General features: G+C 65.5%; 15 protein-coding genes. 7 read left to right on the forward strand and 8 right to left on the reverse strand.

The window, feature by feature from the left end; translation table 11 throughout:
* Positions 1-101 precede the first annotated feature (101 nt).
* The 6 genes from LB520_RS14160 to LB520_RS14185 all read left to right on the forward strand — a co-directional run bounded on the left by LB520_RS14160 (position 102) and on the right by LB520_RS14185 (position 7380).
* Complete coding sequence (locus tag LB520_RS14160) at positions 102-893, forward strand: cyclase family protein (RefSeq protein ID WP_224637897.1); 792 nt, start codon at positions 102-104, stop codon at positions 891-893.
* A gap of 303 nt (positions 894-1196) precedes the next feature.
* A complete protein-coding gene (locus tag LB520_RS14165) occupies positions 1197-2768 on the forward strand; it encodes a phytoene desaturase family protein (protein WP_224637898.1) in 1572 nt (523 codons plus the stop codon).
* Positions 2768-3250, forward strand: a complete 483-nt coding sequence (locus LB520_RS14170) for a MarR family winged helix-turn-helix transcriptional regulator (protein WP_140724517.1) — start codon at positions 2768-2770, stop codon at positions 3248-3250. Before LB520_RS14165 ends, LB520_RS14170 begins: the two co-directional genes overlap by 1 nt.
* Positions 3251-3295: 45 nt before the next feature.
* Positions 3296-5449 carry an indolepyruvate ferredoxin oxidoreductase subunit alpha gene (locus LB520_RS14175; RefSeq protein WP_224637899.1) on the forward strand — a complete coding sequence of 718 codons (2154 nt, stop codon included), beginning with the start codon at positions 3296-3298 and terminating at the stop codon, positions 5447-5449.
* Positions 5442-7028: an indolepyruvate oxidoreductase subunit beta family protein gene (locus LB520_RS14180; protein ID WP_224637900.1), complete on the forward strand. Its 1587-nt coding sequence runs from the start codon at positions 5442-5444 to the stop codon at positions 7026-7028. The genes LB520_RS14175 and LB520_RS14180 overlap by 8 nt, the downstream gene beginning before the upstream one ends.
* An 85-nt stretch (positions 7029-7113) precedes the next feature.
* The gene (locus tag LB520_RS14185; RefSeq protein ID WP_140843812.1) at positions 7114-7380 is read left to right on the forward strand and encodes a GCG_CRPN prefix-to-repeats domain-containing protein; all 267 of its coding nucleotides are present in this window, start codon (positions 7114-7116) and stop codon (positions 7378-7380) included.
* A gap of 346 nt (positions 7381-7726) precedes the next feature.
* Here LB520_RS14185 and LB520_RS14190 read toward each other — a convergent pair whose 3' ends face one another.
* The 8 genes from LB520_RS14190 to LB520_RS14225 all read right to left on the reverse strand — a co-directional run bounded on the left by LB520_RS14190 (position 7727) and on the right by LB520_RS14225 (position 13258).
* Positions 7727-8965 (reverse strand): DUF1501 domain-containing protein, encoded by a 1239-nt coding sequence (locus LB520_RS14190; RefSeq protein WP_224637901.1) that lies wholly within the window; start codon positions 8963-8965, stop codon positions 7727-7729.
* Between the two features lie 19 nt (positions 8966-8984).
* Positions 8985-10469: a DUF1800 family protein gene (locus LB520_RS14195; RefSeq protein ID WP_224637902.1), complete on the reverse strand. Its 1485-nt coding sequence runs from the start codon at positions 10467-10469 to the stop codon at positions 8985-8987.
* A gap of 55 nt (positions 10470-10524) precedes the next feature.
* Complete coding sequence (locus LB520_RS14200; protein ID WP_224603094.1) at positions 10525-10812, reverse strand: GCG_CRPN prefix-to-repeats domain-containing protein; 288 nt, start codon at positions 10810-10812, stop codon at positions 10525-10527.
* A gap of 110 nt (positions 10813-10922) precedes the next feature.
* Entirely contained in the window at positions 10923-11366 is a 444-nt protein-coding gene (locus LB520_RS14205) for a periplasmic heavy metal sensor (RefSeq protein WP_224637903.1), read from the reverse strand.
* A complete protein-coding gene (locus LB520_RS14210; protein ID WP_224637904.1) occupies positions 11363-11812 on the reverse strand; it encodes a hypothetical protein in 450 nt (149 codons plus the stop codon). Before LB520_RS14210 ends, LB520_RS14205 begins: the two co-directional genes overlap by 4 nt.
* Positions 11813-11886: 74 nt before the next feature.
* A complete protein-coding gene (locus LB520_RS14215; RefSeq protein WP_224637905.1) occupies positions 11887-12426 on the reverse strand; it encodes an RNA polymerase sigma factor in 540 nt (179 codons plus the stop codon).
* Positions 12427-12471: 45 nt separating this feature from the next.
* Entirely contained in the window at positions 12472-12915 is a 444-nt protein-coding gene (locus tag LB520_RS14220) for an EF-hand domain-containing protein (RefSeq protein ID WP_224637906.1), read from the reverse strand.
* A 154-nt stretch (positions 12916-13069) separates the two neighbouring features.
* Positions 13070-13258, reverse strand: a complete 189-nt coding sequence (locus tag LB520_RS14225; RefSeq protein WP_095766010.1) for a YodC family protein — start codon at positions 13256-13258, stop codon at positions 13070-13072.
* Positions 13259-14911: 1653 nt separating this feature from the next.
* On the opposite strand from LB520_RS14225, the gene LB520_RS29290 reads away from it, so the two are divergent.
* Entirely contained in the window at positions 14912-16048 is a 1137-nt protein-coding gene (locus LB520_RS29290; protein WP_224637907.1) for a tyrosine-type recombinase/integrase, read from the forward strand.
* Positions 16049-16178 lie beyond the last annotated feature (130 nt).

Genomic DNA, 16178 nt, shown 5'->3' on the forward strand with positions numbered 1-16178 from the left:
TATGCTTAAAGATAATTGCAGATGCATATGTTTTCGTCTAGTAGGTATATTAAGGGCCGCAACGAGCCTTGAAGGTCACGAACAAGAGGGAACAAAAGACCATGGACACGCAAGAACTCCTCGGCGAGGTCGCCGGCCAGCTGCTTTCGGGCGCCATCAAGGTGGTCGATCTGACGGCGCCGCTCGGGCCGAACACGCCGCTGATCAAGCTGCCGCCGGAACTCGCCGTCGACACGCCAAAGGTCGAGATCCACGAGATCTCCAAATACGACAAGAACGGCCCGTGGTGGGCCTGGAACTGGCTGAAGCTCGGCGAGCATTCGGGCACGCATTTCGACGCGCCGCAGCACTGGATCACCGGCAAGGATTATCCGGACGGCGCCACCGACACCATTCCGGCGCAGAATTTCATCGGACCGATCAACGTCATCGACTGCTCGAAGGAAGCGGCCGCGGACCATGACTTCCTGCTCACCGTCGACCACATCAAGGCCTGGGAGGCCAAGCACGGCGCCATCAACCCCGGCGAGTGGGTGGTGATGCGCACCGACTGGTACAAGCGCAACGGCTCGGAAGCGGAGTTCCTCAACGCCAACGAGACCGGCCCGCACACGCCGGGCCCGACGGCCGAGGCCATCCAGTTCCTGATCGCCAAAGACATCAAGGGCTGGGGCTCGGAAACGATCGGTACCGACGCCGGCAAGGCCGGCGGCATGGAGCCGCCGTTCCCGGCGCACACGCTGATGCACAAGGCCAACCGCTATGGGCTGGCCAGCCTCTGCAACCTCGACCAGCTGCCGCCGAAGGGCGCGATCCTGATCGCCGCCCCGCTCAAGATCGAGCGCGGCACCGGCAGTCCGATCCGCGCATTGGCGCTGGTGCCGGGCAAATAGGCGAGGCGACGGTCTTCGGGAGAAGATCATGCTTGCGGGCGATGGAGTGATGACAGCGAGAGGGCGGCAGCCTGGCAAGGCCAGCGCTCTACGGCGCCCCCCTCTGTCCTGCCGGACATCTCCCCCTCCCGGGGGGAGATTGGCAGCTTTGGCGCCCCGCTCAATCCTGCATCGTAGACAATTGGCGAAAGCCGCGATGACGGCTGATCTCCCCCCTAGAGGGGGAGATGTCCGGCAGGACAGAGGGGGGCGCGAAGGAACTCGGCTTCGCGCGATTGACGCCCTCGTACCCGCGAGCCTCCAATGACCGCCCCCGATCACATCATCGTCGGCAGCGGCATCAACGCCCTGGTTTGCGCGGCGATGCTGGGCGCCAAGGGCGCCAAGGTGCTCGTGCTCGAGCGCAACGATCGTCTCGGCGGCTGCATGCGTACCGACGAGATCACGGCGCCTGGCTTCGTCCATGATGTGATGGCCACGACCTTCGTGCTGTTCATCACCTCGCCGGCGTTCGCCGCGCTCGGCAAGGACCTTGCGCGGCATGGACTGGAGTTCTGCCACACCGCCACCCCGACAGGCGTGCTCACGCCCGACGGCAGCCATGCCGTGCTCACCACCGACCGTGCCGCCAACATTGCGGCGCTGAACCGGATCGCCTCCGGCGACGGCGACCGCCATGGCGGCGATGTCGGCGACATCGAACGCAATGCCGGTCTTCTCTTCGGCCTGCTCGGCGGCGCACTGTGGTCCTATACGACGACGAAGCTCATCGCCGGCGAGGCCTGGCGGCGCGGCCCGCGCAACCTTGCCGCCTTCATGGGCGAGGCGCTGGTGCCCGCGAGGGGTTGGTTGGAAACGACTTACAGTTCCGACCTCGTCCGCGCGCTCTGGGCGCCCTGGGTGCTGCATGCCGGGCTTGGCCCGGAAGACGCCTTCTCCGGCCAGATCGCCAAAGTAATCGCCTTCGCGCTGGAGGCTGCCGGCGCGCCCATCGTCAAGGGCGGCGCCAGGAATCTGCTTGCCGCCTTCGAGTCCCTGATCAAGGAGCGCGGCGGCGAGATCCGCGTCAACGCCGACGTCGCCTCGATCTTCCAGAGCGGCGGACGCGCCGGCGGCGTGCGGCTCGCCTCCGGCGAGACGTTGAACGCCGAGAAGAGCGTCATCTGCTCGGTCACGCCGACGCAGCTCTATAGCCGTCTGCTCGGCGATGCGGCTCCAAAGCGCGACGTCGAAGCGACCCGCGTTTATCGCTATGGCAAGGGCAATTTCCAGATCCACTACGCGCTGGACAAGCCGCCGGCCTGGCGCGGCGAGGGCCTCGACAAGGTCGCGCTGCTGCATCTGACGCCGGGTTTGGATGGCGTGTCGAAGGCCTGCAACGAGGCGGTGCGCGGCCTGCTGCCGGAAGTGCCGACCATCTGCGTCGGCCAGCCGCACGCGCTCGACCAGTCGCGCTGCCCCGATGGCAAGGCGATCCTGTGGCTGCAACTGCCGGAGGCGCCGCGCCACATCAAGGGCGATGCCGCCGGCAAGCTTGAAGCGCCCGCCGACCGCCGCTGGACCGAAGCGCTGCGCGAAGCCTATGCCGACCGGGTCGAGGCGATCCTCGCCAACCACATCGACGGTTTCCGCGAGAGCGTGATCGCGCGCCGCGCCTATTCGCCGGCCGATCTCGAAGCCCTGAACGTCAACCTTGTCGGCGGCGATCCCTATGGCGGCTCGTCGACCATCGACCAGTCCTTCCTGTGGCGGCCGTTCAAGGCGAGCCGCAACCACGAGACCGGCATCAAGGGCCTCTATCATATCGGCGCCTCGACCCATCCAGGCGCCGGCCTCGGCGGCGGCTCCGGCTTTCTGCTGGCGGGGAGGCTATGATGGAACAGAAGCTCGCCGAAAAGCGCCAGCGCATCTCGACCCTCGGCCAGATCGGCCTGCAGCAATTCGCGCCCTACCTGATGAACCGCATCATGGGCCGCTACAACGCCACTTTGCGCGACGACTTCCGCAAGCAGGGCCTGACCATCCCGCAGGTACGGACGCTGGCCGTGCTGTCGGTCGCCGACGGCGTCACCGTCAACGATCTCTCGGTCTACACGGTCATCGAGCAGTCGACCTTGAGCCGCACGCTCGATACGCTGGAAGGCCAGGGCCTGGTGCGGCGCGAGCAGGGCGTCACCGACAGCCGCATCCGCCATGTTTTTCTTACCGATGATGGGCGAGCGCTGTTCACCCGCGCTTGGCCCGCAATGCATGACGCTTTCGAAGCCATGTTCGACGGTATCGACGATGCCGAATACGCCGCGCTGATCGCGACGTTGCAAAAAATGCTGAAGAACATCCGCAAGCACGAGATCTAGATGCACGCGCCGCCCCATGGAAGGCGGCAACGGAAGGAGGCGGAGATGGCCGAACGGTCTTTTGCCAAGGAAGTCGAAAAGCTGAGGCTTGGCGCCGGCGAGGAATTCGCCGGCGAGGGCATCCTCGCCATCACCAAGGCGCTCTTGCAGTGCGGCGTAGGCTATGTCGGCGGCTACCAGGGCGCGCCGATCAGCCATCTGATGGATGTGCTGGCCGACGCGCAGGACATCCTGGGCGAGCTCGGCGTGCATTTCGAGGCGAGCGCTTCCGAAGCGACTGCCACCGCCATGCTGGCCGCCTCCGTGCATTATCCGATCCGGGGCGCCGCCACCTTCAAGTCGACGGTCGGCACCAACGTCGCTTCCGACGCGCTGGCGAACCTGGCCTCCGGCGGCGTCACCGGCGGCGCGCTGATCATCGTCGGCGAGGACTATGGCGAGGGCTCCTCGATCATGCAGGAGCGCAGCCATGCCTTCGCCATGAAGAGCCAGGTCTGGCTGCTCGACCCGCGCCCGAACCTGCCATCGATCGTCAAGGCGGTCGAGGACGGATTCGAGCTGTCGGAGGTGTCGAACACGCCGGTGATGCTGCAGGTGCGCATCCGCTGCTGTCACGTCCATGGCCACTTCATCGCCAAGGACAACAAGCGCCCGCCGATGTCGGTCGCCGATGCGCTGTCCGCGCCGCGCCGCGACCCCGGCCGCATCGTGCTGCCGCCCGCCTCCTTCCTGCATGAGAAGGAGAAGGTCGCCAAGCGCTGGCCGGCGGCGGTGGATTTCATCAAGAGCCGCAAGATCAACGAGATGTTCGGGCCGGATCACGGCTCGGTCGGCATCGTCATGCAGGGCGGCATGTATAATTCCGTCATCCGCGCGCTGCAGCGGCTCGGCCTTGCCGACACCTATGGCGAGACCGACGTGCCGCTTTACGTGCTGAACGCCGTCTACCCGCTGGTCGACGATGAGTTCCTCGCCTTCTGCGAGGGCAAGCAGGCGGTGCTGGTCGTCGAGGAAGGCCAGCCCAATTATATCGAGCAGGCCTTTGCCGCGATGCTGCACAAGGCCGGGCGCGGCACCAAACTGGTCGGCAAGGAGCATCTGCCGATGGCCGGCGAATATACCGGCCAGGTGATGCTCGACGGCATCGGCTCCTTCCTGCGCGCCAATGCTCCGCATCTGCTGCCGGGCGAGGTCCGGGCTCCGAACAAGGCGGGCGAGGGCGTCGATACGGCCGACCTCATCAATGTCGTGCCTGGACGTCCGCCGGGCTTCTGCGTCGGCTGTCCTGAGCGGCCGATTTTCGCCGCGACCAAGCTTGTCGAGCAAGAGCTCGGCAAGCACCACATCGCCTCCGACATCGGCTGCCATCTGTTCTCGATCATGCCGCCTTTCGAGCTCGGCGCCACCACCATGGGCTATGGGCTGGGGCCGGCCTCGGCCTCCGCCTTCAACTCGCCGGAGGCAAAACGCCGCTCGATCTCCTTCGTCGGCGATGGCGGCTTCTGGCACAACGGGCTGACCTCCTCGATCGGCAACGCCGTGTTCAACAAGAATGACGGCGTCATCGTCATCGTCGACAATTTCTACTCGGCGGCTACCGGCGGCCAGGACATCCTGTCCTCGCGCGCAAACAACCGCACCAAGTCGACCAAGCATCCGATCGATGAAGCGGTGAAGGGCATGGGCGTCAAATGGCTGCGCCATATCGACCGCACCTATGATGTCGGCAAGATGCAAGCCGCGCTGCGCGAGGCGCTGACCACCGAGGAGAAGGGTCCGAAGGTCATCGTCGCCTCGTCCGAGTGCATGCTCAACCGCCAGCGCCGCGAGAAGCCGCTGGTCGACAAGGCGATCAAGGGCGGCGAGCGCGTGGTGAAGCCGAAATTCGGCGTCGACGAGGATATCTGCACGGGCGACCACGCCTGCATGCGGCTCTCCGGCTGCCCGTCGCTGTCGGTGAAGTCGCTCGACGATCCGCTGCGCGACGATCCGGTCGCCTCGATCGACCAGAACTGCGTCGGCTGCGGCAATTGTGGCGAGGTGGCGGACGCCGCCGTGCTCTGCCCGTCCTTCTACCGCGCCGATGTCGTCCACAATCCCGGCCGCTGGGACCGTTTCCTCGAAAACGCGCGCCGCGCCGCGATCGGCCTTCTGCAGCGCCGCCGCGAGAGCCGCCGCTTGACGTTCGCCGATGCTTGATCAGGCTTCTCCCCTGCGCCCCAAGGCGGGCGCCTCTGACGACGAGCGGGTGATAAAACTCGCCGTGCTCGCGGTCGGCGGCCAGGGCGGCGGCGTGCTCGCCGACTGGATCACCGACGTCGCCGAGCGCAACGGCTATATCGCCCAATCGACCTCCGTGGCCGGCGTCGCGCAGCGCACTGGCGCCACGATCTATTACATCGAGATGGCCCGCGACACCGGCCGGCTGCCGGTTTTCGCGCTGTCGCCCTCGCAGGGCGATGTCGACATATTGATCGCCGCCGAGCTGATGGAAGCCGGCCGCGCCATCATCCGCGGTTTCGTCACGCCTGAGCGCACGACGCTGATCACCTCTTCACACCGCATCGCCGCCGTCTCGGAAAAGATCGAGCCGGGCGACGGCCGCGCCTCGTCGGAAAAAGTGCACGCGACGGCACAAGCGGCGGCCAGGCGCTTCATCGCCTTCGACATGGAAAAGATCGCCGCCGACAACGGCACCATGATCTCGGCCAGCCTGCTCGGCGCGCTGGCCGGCTCCGACGCGCTGCCCTTCACCCGCGACACTTACGAGCAGGCGATCGGCGCCGGCGGCCGTGGCGTCAAGCCGAGCCTCGCCGCCTTCGGCGCGGCCTACAACCGCGCGCGCGGGATCGCGGCAGCGCCGGCCGGGGAAAAAGCGGCGGCGGAACCCCCCGTTGCCCAGCCCAGGCCAACGGGGAGGGTCAGTGGCCCGGAAACCCTGCTCAAGGGCTGGCAGGCGCTTGCCGCTCGCGTCGCGTCGCTCCCGGAGCCCGTGCGCGACATGGCCGAGCGCGGGCTGAAGAAGGTCGTCGATTACCAGGACATCGCCTATGGCGGCGAATATCTCGACCGGCTGGACAGAGCGGTGGCGATGGACAATGCGGAGCGCGGCTATGCGCTGTCGATCGCCGCGGCAAAGCATCTCGCCAACGCCATGTGCTACGACGACATGATCCGCGTCGCCGATCTCAAGACGCGCTCGACCCGCGACAAGCGGGTGCGCAGGGAGGTCGGCGTCAAGGAAGGGGCGGTGCTGCAGGTCACCGAATATTTCCATCCGCGCATCGAGGAGTTCTGCGGCACGCTGCCGGCGGGGCTCGGCAGCTACATCGAGAACCGCCCAAAACTCGCCGCCTTCCTCGACCGCCGCATCAATCGCGGCCGCCACATCCGCACCGACAGTTTCACCGGCTTCGCCATGCTGTGGTTCATCGCCGGCCTGCGACGCTGGCGCCGCCGCCTGCTGCGCCACAAGGTAGAGGTCTCGCATCTCGAACGCTGGTACGGCCTGGCGCTCGGCTATGTGCGGCAGGATTATGCGCTTGCCACCGAAATCCTGAACTGCCGCCGCCTGATCAAGGGCTACAGCGACACCCACGCCCGCGCCCAGTCGAAATTCGATCGCGTGCTGTCGGCGCTGCCGATGCTCAAGGGCAGGGAGGACGCTGCCGACTGGATCCGCCGCCTGCGCGAGGCGGCGCTGAAGGACGAAAAGGGCGACATGCTGGACGGCGCGCTGAAGACGGTGGCGACGCTCAACGACGGCGCCGCCCGTTAACGAAGACGTGATCCGCACCGCTCCGACGGAATTCGGCCCTGTCCTCCGTTTCACGGAGGTAGGGACAAATTTACGGAGACAACGCATGTTCGCAAAATACGTTCTGCCTCTCGCCATGGCTGCCGGCACGTTGATGCTGTCCAGTGTCGGCTCGCAGGCCATGCCGATGGCCAAGCCAGGTGCTTCGCCGCTGCCCATCGAAACCGTCGGCTGGCGCTGCGGTCCCGGCTGGCACGTGAACCGTAGGGGCAGATGCGTGCCGAACCGCCGCGTGATCATACGGCCGGCGCGCCATTGGCATCCCGGCTTCTGGTACCACCACCGCTGGCACCCCGGTTATTGGAGCTGGTGATCGCTCTCGGATCGCCGTTGATGCCCGCGCTGGCAACGGCGCGGGCGGTTTGGCTAAGGTCCCACGCACAGGTTCGAAACCTCCGCGCCAGCGTTGGTGATTGGCCGAGGCTCCTCAGCCTCGTCATCCACGGGCGGAGCAAGGAGCGAAGCGACGCAGCGCAGACCCGAGGATCCATTCCGTGACGTTCAGGCGTTGCCACGGTTCAGAATTCTGCTCCGCAGCACCCACGATCAAAGTCACGGAATGGATCCTCGGGTCTCCGCGTCCGCTTCGCTCCCGCTCCGCCCGTGGATGACGAACTGACTGGCGCCGCCAGCCTATCGCTGACCGGCAAACTCACGACTCACGCCACCAGGTCCCGCATCGGCTTCACCGCAGCCGACTCTGGAAACACCGTGCCGCCAAGCACCGCAGCAGACAGCCCGAACTGGTCGGCAAGCAGCCCCTTCAGCACCGCGCGCACATCGCTGGTCGGCGCCAGGTCGCGGCCTTCGTAGAGCTGCGCCGGTTTCAGCCCCGGCCAGTCTGCGATGACGCGGCCGCCCTTGATCGCGCCGCCGGCGAGCAGCACCACCGTGCCGGTGCCATGGTCGGTGCCGACCGTGCCGTTGATGCGCGCCGTGCGGCCGAACTCGGTGATGGCGACGACCGCGGTGTCGCGCCAACGCTCGCCAAGCCCCTTCTCGAACTCCTCCAACGCCCCGTCGAGGCCGCCGAGCAGATTGGCGAGCCGCCCTGTGGCGCCGCCTTCGTTGACATGGGTGTCCCAGCCGTCGAAGGCGAGCGCCGCGATGCGCGGTCCGTCGTCGGCAGCCATCAGCCGCGCCGCGCCTTGCGCCGACTGCCGCATGCCGGCGGCATTGTCGAGGCCGCCCTTCGGCTTCATCGCCTTGCCGTCGAGCTGGTCGCCCAGCGCCATGCGGTCGGCGTCGAGCCCTTTCTGAAGCGCGGCCGCCAGCGCAGGATCGCGATGGTTGTAGAGATCGAGCACACGCTCCGCCAGCGCATCGCCGGGCGTCGGCAGCGCCTGCGGTGCCCAGCCGAGCACGGGCGCGGCGCCACGGATCACCAGCGGCGTCGAGGGCCCGACCGCCAGCCCGCCGGCTCTCGCGATCCTGTCGCCCGCCGGCAGGCTGGCCAACGCCCGGTTGAGCCAGCCGGTGGTGGCATTGCCGGGGCCCGGCAAGCCGCTTTCCAGCACGTCCTGGCCGTCGAAATGCGAGCGGTCGCGGTAGCCGGTCGCGGCCGCGTGCACGATGGCCGCCCGGCCTGCCTTGAACAGGCGCGCAAACACCGGCATTGCCGGGTTGACGGCGAAGAAACCGTCGAGCGGCAATGCCGGGTTGGCGCCTGAGAGCGAAAGCGCGATATCGCCATGCAGGCCGGCATAGTCCGGATCGCCGACCGGCCCGACCGTCGACAGCCCGTCCAGCGCGCCGCGCAGCACGATGACGATCAGGCGCGGGTCGCGATTGTCGGCTGCGCGCGCGAAGCGCGGCAGATAGGCCCAGGCAAACAGCGCGCCGCCGCTCATCAGCACCGCGCGCCGGGACAGGCTGGGGGTTTCGCAAAGAAGGCTCATGGCCGCATCTCCATCACTGTTACCGGCGCTGGAATTCCGGCGCCATCAGCAGCAGCGCCAGGCCTTGCTGCTTGGACTCCGCGCGCGAAATCGCCTGCCGCGTCTCGGCCGAGACGGATGTGCCGATCAGCGACGCCAGCATCTCGTCTGGATCGCCGATATCGTCCGCCTGCTTCGCCGCCTGCCAGGCGATGTCCAGTCGCGTCTTGAGGCCCTCGGCGGAAACCCATGTGTCCGTCCGGTCGGAAAAGCCGTTCGGCCCCGGCGGTCGCCACAGCGGCTCGCCGAGCACGCTCAGCCAGCGAAGCGATCGTTGCGGTTCGTTGACGGCGGTAGCGCCGACCGCCCGCCGCAGCGCCACGACATAGTCCAAGGGCGAGCGCAGCTTCGTGAGCGGCGTCGACCAGGCTTCCGGCATGTCGATCAGCGTCAACGCGATCGCGCGCAGGTCGCCGTCGGTCTTGGTGAAGACCGTCGCCAGGCGGGCGATCGCCGCCGGCGGTGGATCGTCCGCGATGAAATGGCGGGCAAGCTTGGTGGCGATGTGCCGCGCGGTGGCCGGGTGACGGGCAATGTCGTTGAGCGCGGCCTCCGCCTGGCCCATGCCGCCATCGGGATAGGTCTTGCCGAGCAGCACCGCCTTGCCCGGCTGATGCGCATTGGCGTTGAAGACGAAGCTTCCCGGCTCGCCCAGCCGCCCCTCGCGGCCGGCCATCGTCCAGCCGGTCAGCATGTTCGCGAAACTGGTGACGTCGGCCTGGGCATAGCCGCTGCCGACGCCCATCGTGTGCAATTCCAGGATCTCGCGGGCGAGGTTCTCGTTGAGGCCGCGTCCGCGTCGCTTGCCGGCGCGGGAATCGGGGCCGATGGACTGCCGGTTGTCGAGATAGAACAGCATGGCCGGATGGTGCTCGACGGCCAAAAGCGTATCGGCGAAGCGGCCGAGCACGAAGGGGCGGATCGCCTCGCGCTCGAAGGCGCCGGCGCATGCCCGCACGACCGGTGCCTTGGCGACGGAAACGCAGAAATGGTTCGACCAGAAGCCGACCAGGCGCTCTACGAAGCCGGGCGTCGCAGTGAGCGCCTTGTCGAACCGGGCCTGCGCCTCGTCGCGATAGATATCGGCCTCGACATGCGGCACCGAGGGTTTGGCTTTTGCCACGGCCGGGCCGGCTGGATCATCCGTTGCCGGCTGCATAGCGGCGGCCGCCGTTTCGGCGCGCGCCGCCTTGCGCTCCATGGCTGCCGCCATGCTGGCCTGGATCGCCGCAGTGCTATCCAACAGCCCGGCATTCCGTGGGTCGTCGGGGGAAATGAGCGCGACGTCCTGCTGCTTGAGCTCGGCCTCGAGGTAGCCGCGCGGATCGGCGGCGATCTTGCCGAAATCGTCGCCGGGTTTCGCGCCGAGGCCGAAGCGGTTGAGCGCCACCAGGGCGGGGTCCGGCGAGACGGAATTTGCAAACGGTGCGGCCAACGAAGCCTCCGTTGAAGCCGTCGGTTTCATGGATCATCGGGGATCCTCACGATGCCGGCCGCAGCACCGGCATCGCGAAGGGTTGTTACCAGCGGCGCCAGTGGTGCCAGCGATGGTAGGGATGCCAGACGGGGCCGATATAGACGCGCGGTCCGCCCCAGTAGTAATAGCCGGGATAGATCACGCGGCGATTGGGCACGCAGCGGCCCCAGTGGTTGGGATGCCAGCCCGGACCGCAGCCCCAGGCGACGTGCTCGACAAGCGCCGGTGAGGGCGCAACCGGTGCGATCGGCATCGCCGAGGCGGCGCTTGCGGCGGCCGTTCCGCCGAGGGCGAGCGCAGCCGCGATCGAATATTTTGCCAGACTGTTCATGCGATACTCCCGAGAGTTTCGAGGTTGAAGAGAACCTGCCGCCGCCAAAGGCGGTCGCAGGCCTGTCCCTCTTCCCTTGAACGGAGCGTGCTCGCCGTTTCCGTCGCCGCCTATGGCGATTTTTTTGCAGGCGGCGGCTGCCGGCCGGCGCGTCGCAACAAGGCGTCCGCCAGCAGCCGGCGGTCCTCCGGCGAGCCTGATGCGGCGAATTCGATGATGCGCTGTTCCAGCCTGGTGCGCACGGTGACATCGGCATTGCGCGCGCGCTCCAGGGCGGCGGCAAGCGCGTTGGTGTCGAGAGCCGGCTGTTGCAGAAGGTTTGCCGCCTCACGCCGCGCGGCTTGGCCGTCGAGGATCACGTCGCGCGACTCGCGGCGAACGTCGCGCAACGCCTGGCGGAAGACCTTGCGGTCGGCGGCAGGCAACCTACCGCCAGCCGATTCCAGCGAATAGCCAGGATTCGATTTGCCGATCAGCCAGCCGGCGCCGCCAGCCACCGCGCCGATCAGAAAAACATTCAGCACCAGCGATGCCGCGACAAGACGGGGGCTCATAGATCTTCCTCGTAAGGATCGGCGTCGGGACCGGCATCGCCGAACGACGTCGCATTGGCATCCATCACATAATGGTCGGGCTGGATATCCGGGTTGACGAGGGTCACCAGCGCCAGGCCGGCCACGGCGCCGGCCAGCCCGACACCCGCAAGCCCGAAGCCCAGCCACCAGAACCGTCGGCGGCGCCCCTGCCTGACCTCGGCCGCTGCCCGGGCGACAATGGCGCGATGGAGCGCCGGGCTGGGTGCTTCGACCCGATGCCGGTCGAGCATGGCGTCGAGCCTGCCCGCGCGCGCCAGGATAGCTCGGCCCTCGTTGGTGTCGGCAAACAGCATCGCGGCCGCCTGTTCGCCCGGCGGCCAGCGATGCAAGGCGCCGCCATAGGCATCCGCCAGCGCAGCGAAGCGCCCGGCATCCATTGGCCCGTCTGCGGTCTCCTCAGCCATCCCGTTCCCCCTTCCGCCATCCCGACCTGGCCCCCCGCGTCCTTGCCCGCAACGCCGGCAATGCCTTTGCTGTCTCAGTCATCGCCATCTCCCGCGAGCATGGCCTGCAAAGAGCGGCGGCCTCGCGCGAGCAGGCTTTCCAGCGCATCGACGCTGACCTGCATGGCGCCGGCGGCCTCGATGTTGGACAGCTCCTGATAATACACCAGCACGATGGCCTCGCGCTGGCGTGGCGCGATCCGCTGCAGCGCTTGGTCGACCCTGCGCTCTTCGTCGCCCGGCATGACATCGGGAAGCGGCGCCTCGTCCGCCACCTCCGGCAGCTCGTCCGTCGTCCATTCGCGCCGGCGCCGCAGCCGGTCGTAGCAGAGGTTGAGCGCGACGCGGTGGACCCAGGTGTCGAAGCGTGCGTGCCCCTGGCGCCAGCCCGAGGCATGGCGCCAGATGCGCACGAAAGTCTCCTGGGCGACGTCCTCTGCTTCCGCCGGGTCGCCAAGCATCCTGGCGGCCAGGGCCAGGATGCGCGGCAGCTTGCGCGCCACCATCGCCTGCACCGCGGCGGTGTCGCCGGTGCCGATGCGGCGTACCAGTTCCTCGTCCGGATCGGCGCCCATCACGTCGGGCGCTCGCGGCTGTCATTGTGCGGCATAGCCTCTTGGTCATTGCTCCTGATTGGGAGCGGTTTTATGGCCCGGCCTCTCGTCGGCGCCGAGCACGCCGTCGCTATTCTTGTCGAGCCTGGCGAAGCGCTCGGCGAGAAAGGCGTCGAGCTCGCCCCTGTCGACGAAACCGTCCTTGTTGGTGTCGATGCGCGCGAAGGATTTGGCCGGATCGCCCTTGGCCTTGCGCGCGGTCTGGAAAGCGGTCCATTCGGTGAGGCTGACCTTGCCGTCATTGTCTGTGTCGGCCCGCATGAACGCCCTTTCCCGGCGCGCCTCGAACTTTTCCAGCGTCAGGCCGGATTTGGTTTGGTCAGACTTGGCGGCCGGAGCCGGGCTGCTCGGCGCCGTCTGGGCCGGGGCAGGGGCCGGCGTCGTTGTCTGGGCGACCGCGGCCGCGGTCTGCAGGCCAAGGGCAACGACGAATATGGTGGGGCGGATCATGCTCTCGTCTCCGGTTGGGCGCGGCCATTGGCGGCCACGCTTCAGCCATTGAACGCGAGACAGAGCAAAATCCGTCGGTCTTTTTCGACCGGACACCAACCTACCGGATCCGGCGCAGCCGGATCGAAGGATTGCTAAGGACAGGAGGCGACGACTATCTCGGCTGGTCGACCGCCACCAACTGGTCCTGCTTGAAACCTGCATGTTGCGGCGTCCAGACGTCGCCCTCGCGGTTGAACCAGTGGCACAGATACGTGCCGGAAGCCGCCCCGTCGCTGACAGTCATTTCGGGGCCTCCGGACTTCAGCCTGACGACGTCTCCGGTCTTGAAACTATTGGGCATTTCGACCTCCCATGCTGACAAAGGGAGTTTCCCACCAACAGCTGTTCCCGACAATGGCCGAGATGCGCCGATCACGGAGTGCAGGGGGAAGGCGTGAGAACGATGCCGCTTGCGAAACACGCCAGGTAGCACCGTAGGCGTGGCCAGATCATGTCGAAGCTTTGGAGCCGAAGCGAGCGACCCGATCGCTCCTTGGGTTTAATCGGTGTCGCGCAGTGGGGCCGGCGGCTGTGCCGATTGGCTGTCTTCTGCAGCCGGGCGGACGGTCATGGACTTTTCATCGGGCCACAATGCTTGTGCCTTCATCACCGCCGCCAAAAGATTATCTGCTTCAACGCTTCCGATTTTAGTTAGAAGCGGTCTGCTGCCCCCTGCTCTGAAATCGACGTGATAGACCGTCCAACTCCTCATTGCATTTCCGGCAGATTGCGTCTCGGCATGGGCACGCGGATGGAAGCCCGGCTCGCTTTTGTGGTTAGGATTTTGAGGTCCGCAAGCCGGGCATGCACCGACCGATAGGGCGGGGGGCTTGGGGTTATCAGCCGGTGCGATCGCGAGACTGTCTGATTTGCCCGCCAGCCCACAATCGACCGAGGTCCATCCTGCCGAACGCATTGGTCCGAAAGGACAAAAGATATAGCCCCTTATTCCGTTGGGGCAGGTTGCCCCCGCCGGTGACTTTTTGTCATCCGCCGATGGCCCATGGTTCACGGCAGACCGCTCAAGCGCTCGGCCTCCGCTAATGCGCCCGGGCAGAGATGGCGGGGACCGGCGAATCGCGGGACGTGAACCGCTGGACCTCACAGGCCCAGCATTTCGCCGGAGCCTGTGAGGAAGATCCGCCCTAGCCCCCGTTAGCAGGTGCCGGTGCCGGTTTGGCGGGAGCGGCGGGCTTGGAGACGGACGGTGCGGACGGCGCCTCAACCTTGGGCGTGTTCACGCTAACGTTCACATCCTTACCTCCGCCCCCATTTATGTTTATCACCCCCGTGAAGAATAATAGGGCAACAACTGCGATGATGCCAAGGATTATCGCAACGGCTGTTCCGCCACCACCAGAGTTTACGACTGTAGGGCCGTCAGACATGGCTTTTCTCCTTTTCTTGAGTTCTCACTCGGAAGAAAAGAGAACTTTGTGGTATTTGTTCCGCACTCGGGCCAAAGTCTTAAAGTACATACGACCGAAGTCCATTGACTGGAATGCCCAGACGGTTGTCGCCGAGCTGTGACAGAATGAAAAAACCCGCCGGCCGAAGCCCGCGGGTGAAGGTGGTTGGGCTCGGCCCCGCCAGGACCGAGCGCCCTATCATGTGCACACGGCCGAACTGGTCGCGCCTACAAATGTTAGGGCTAAAGGAAATTCCGAAGCACGGTCTAGGCGAGCAGGGAGAAAGTTAGCTGATCAGACGGTGAAGTTCGCGGTCGCTCAGGTCTACAGCCTTCGGCATCAGGTGTTTCTGTGCGGTTTCTGTACAAATCCGGCGAGGCAATCGGCTAAGTTATTGGAATTTTGGTGCCGCTTGCGTGACTCGAACACGCGACCCCATCATTACGAAGAGCCCCGAATGATCAGGACAACTATTTGTAAAGTCACGGATTCTCAAGGGTCGTCTGCTATGTGCTGCACGGAGTTGGGCGGAATGATGGGGTCAGGTGACTGTTTCTCGAAAATTCGTGCGGCGACCGAATGGTACGAGTTGGGAAGGCTATCAGGTCTCCTACTACGATGAATACGGAATACGCCGAACACGCACCTTTAGCGATTCAACCAGCGCCCGTGGATTCGACCGTTTGTTCGGTGCGAGCGGAGAACGCGACCTCAGTGGTGTTCGGGAGAGAAGGCGACAGGTCGCCTCCGTAATTCAGCGGTACTTGCTGGCGATCAAAAATGGTCATCACCACATGGTCGGGCGTGTGCGGCCATCGACTAAGAGGGCGTACGAAAAGCATCTCAGGTCATTTGTTCAGGCCTTCGGCAACCGACCAATCAATTCCATCACCTGGATGGACCTGACGGCTTACAAAGGTGAACTTCTTGGTGCCACGCATTCTAGGCAGAATGCGGCGGCGGCATTTGCCACGCTCAACCGCTGTTTTCGCTTCGCCAATAAGGCCGGATACCTCAATCAAAATCCTTTCGATAGTGTGTTTGGGATCAAGGTCGACCGCCACGCGGGCATGCCGGTCGTACGAGACAGCTTCTACGGCAAGGAGGAGCTTGCGTCGCTTCTCGCATGGTTGCAGGACCGGGCCGACCGAAACGCGTCGTTTCCTTCGCGGCGCGATCATGCCTTTGTATCATCGCTATGTTTCGCGGGTCTAAGGATTGGCGAGACCTTGGCACTTGAGCGCGGCGACGTAGATTTTGATGAGATGCTTCTGAGGGTCCGGCGCACGGTGGTTGCCGGCCGAGCGATCATGCCGGTGGCTAGCCAAAGGCTCCGGCGAGATGTCCCGATCTCGCCGCGTCTCCAAGAAATCATGCAGCCGTATGTTCTCTCTCATCAAAACAAGCTCCTCTTCTGCAAGGTAGACGGATCGCTACTTTCGCCAGCTTCCGTTCATTCTATCTGGAAAGCCGCGATCACGGGTACCGGTCTGCCGTACTACCCGCTCAGATCGCTACGACACTATTATGCTTCGAGGCTCATTGATTCGGGTTACAGCGCGTTCGATTTGATGCACCTATTGGGGTTCGAGGACTACAATCATGTGATGGCCGCCTACAGGCTCCTTTTCTTTTCAAAGTTCGACGCGATCAACGCAATGGCGCGGGTGGATTTTCCATGACAATCGCAATCAAAATGACGGTCAGCCAGTCTGCGTAACGGGGTTACCGCGAGGGATTGATCGGTGCAGAGACCTTCTGTGGTAAAAGGAATCTCGATCTGTTAGTGCTTGGTGACGTAGCTGATGATGG

Origin of the sequence: Mesorhizobium sp. CA12 (assembly GCF_020165255.1) — a bacterium.
In the GTDB taxonomy this organism is placed as follows: domain Bacteria; phylum Pseudomonadota; class Alphaproteobacteria; order Rhizobiales; family Rhizobiaceae; genus Mesorhizobium.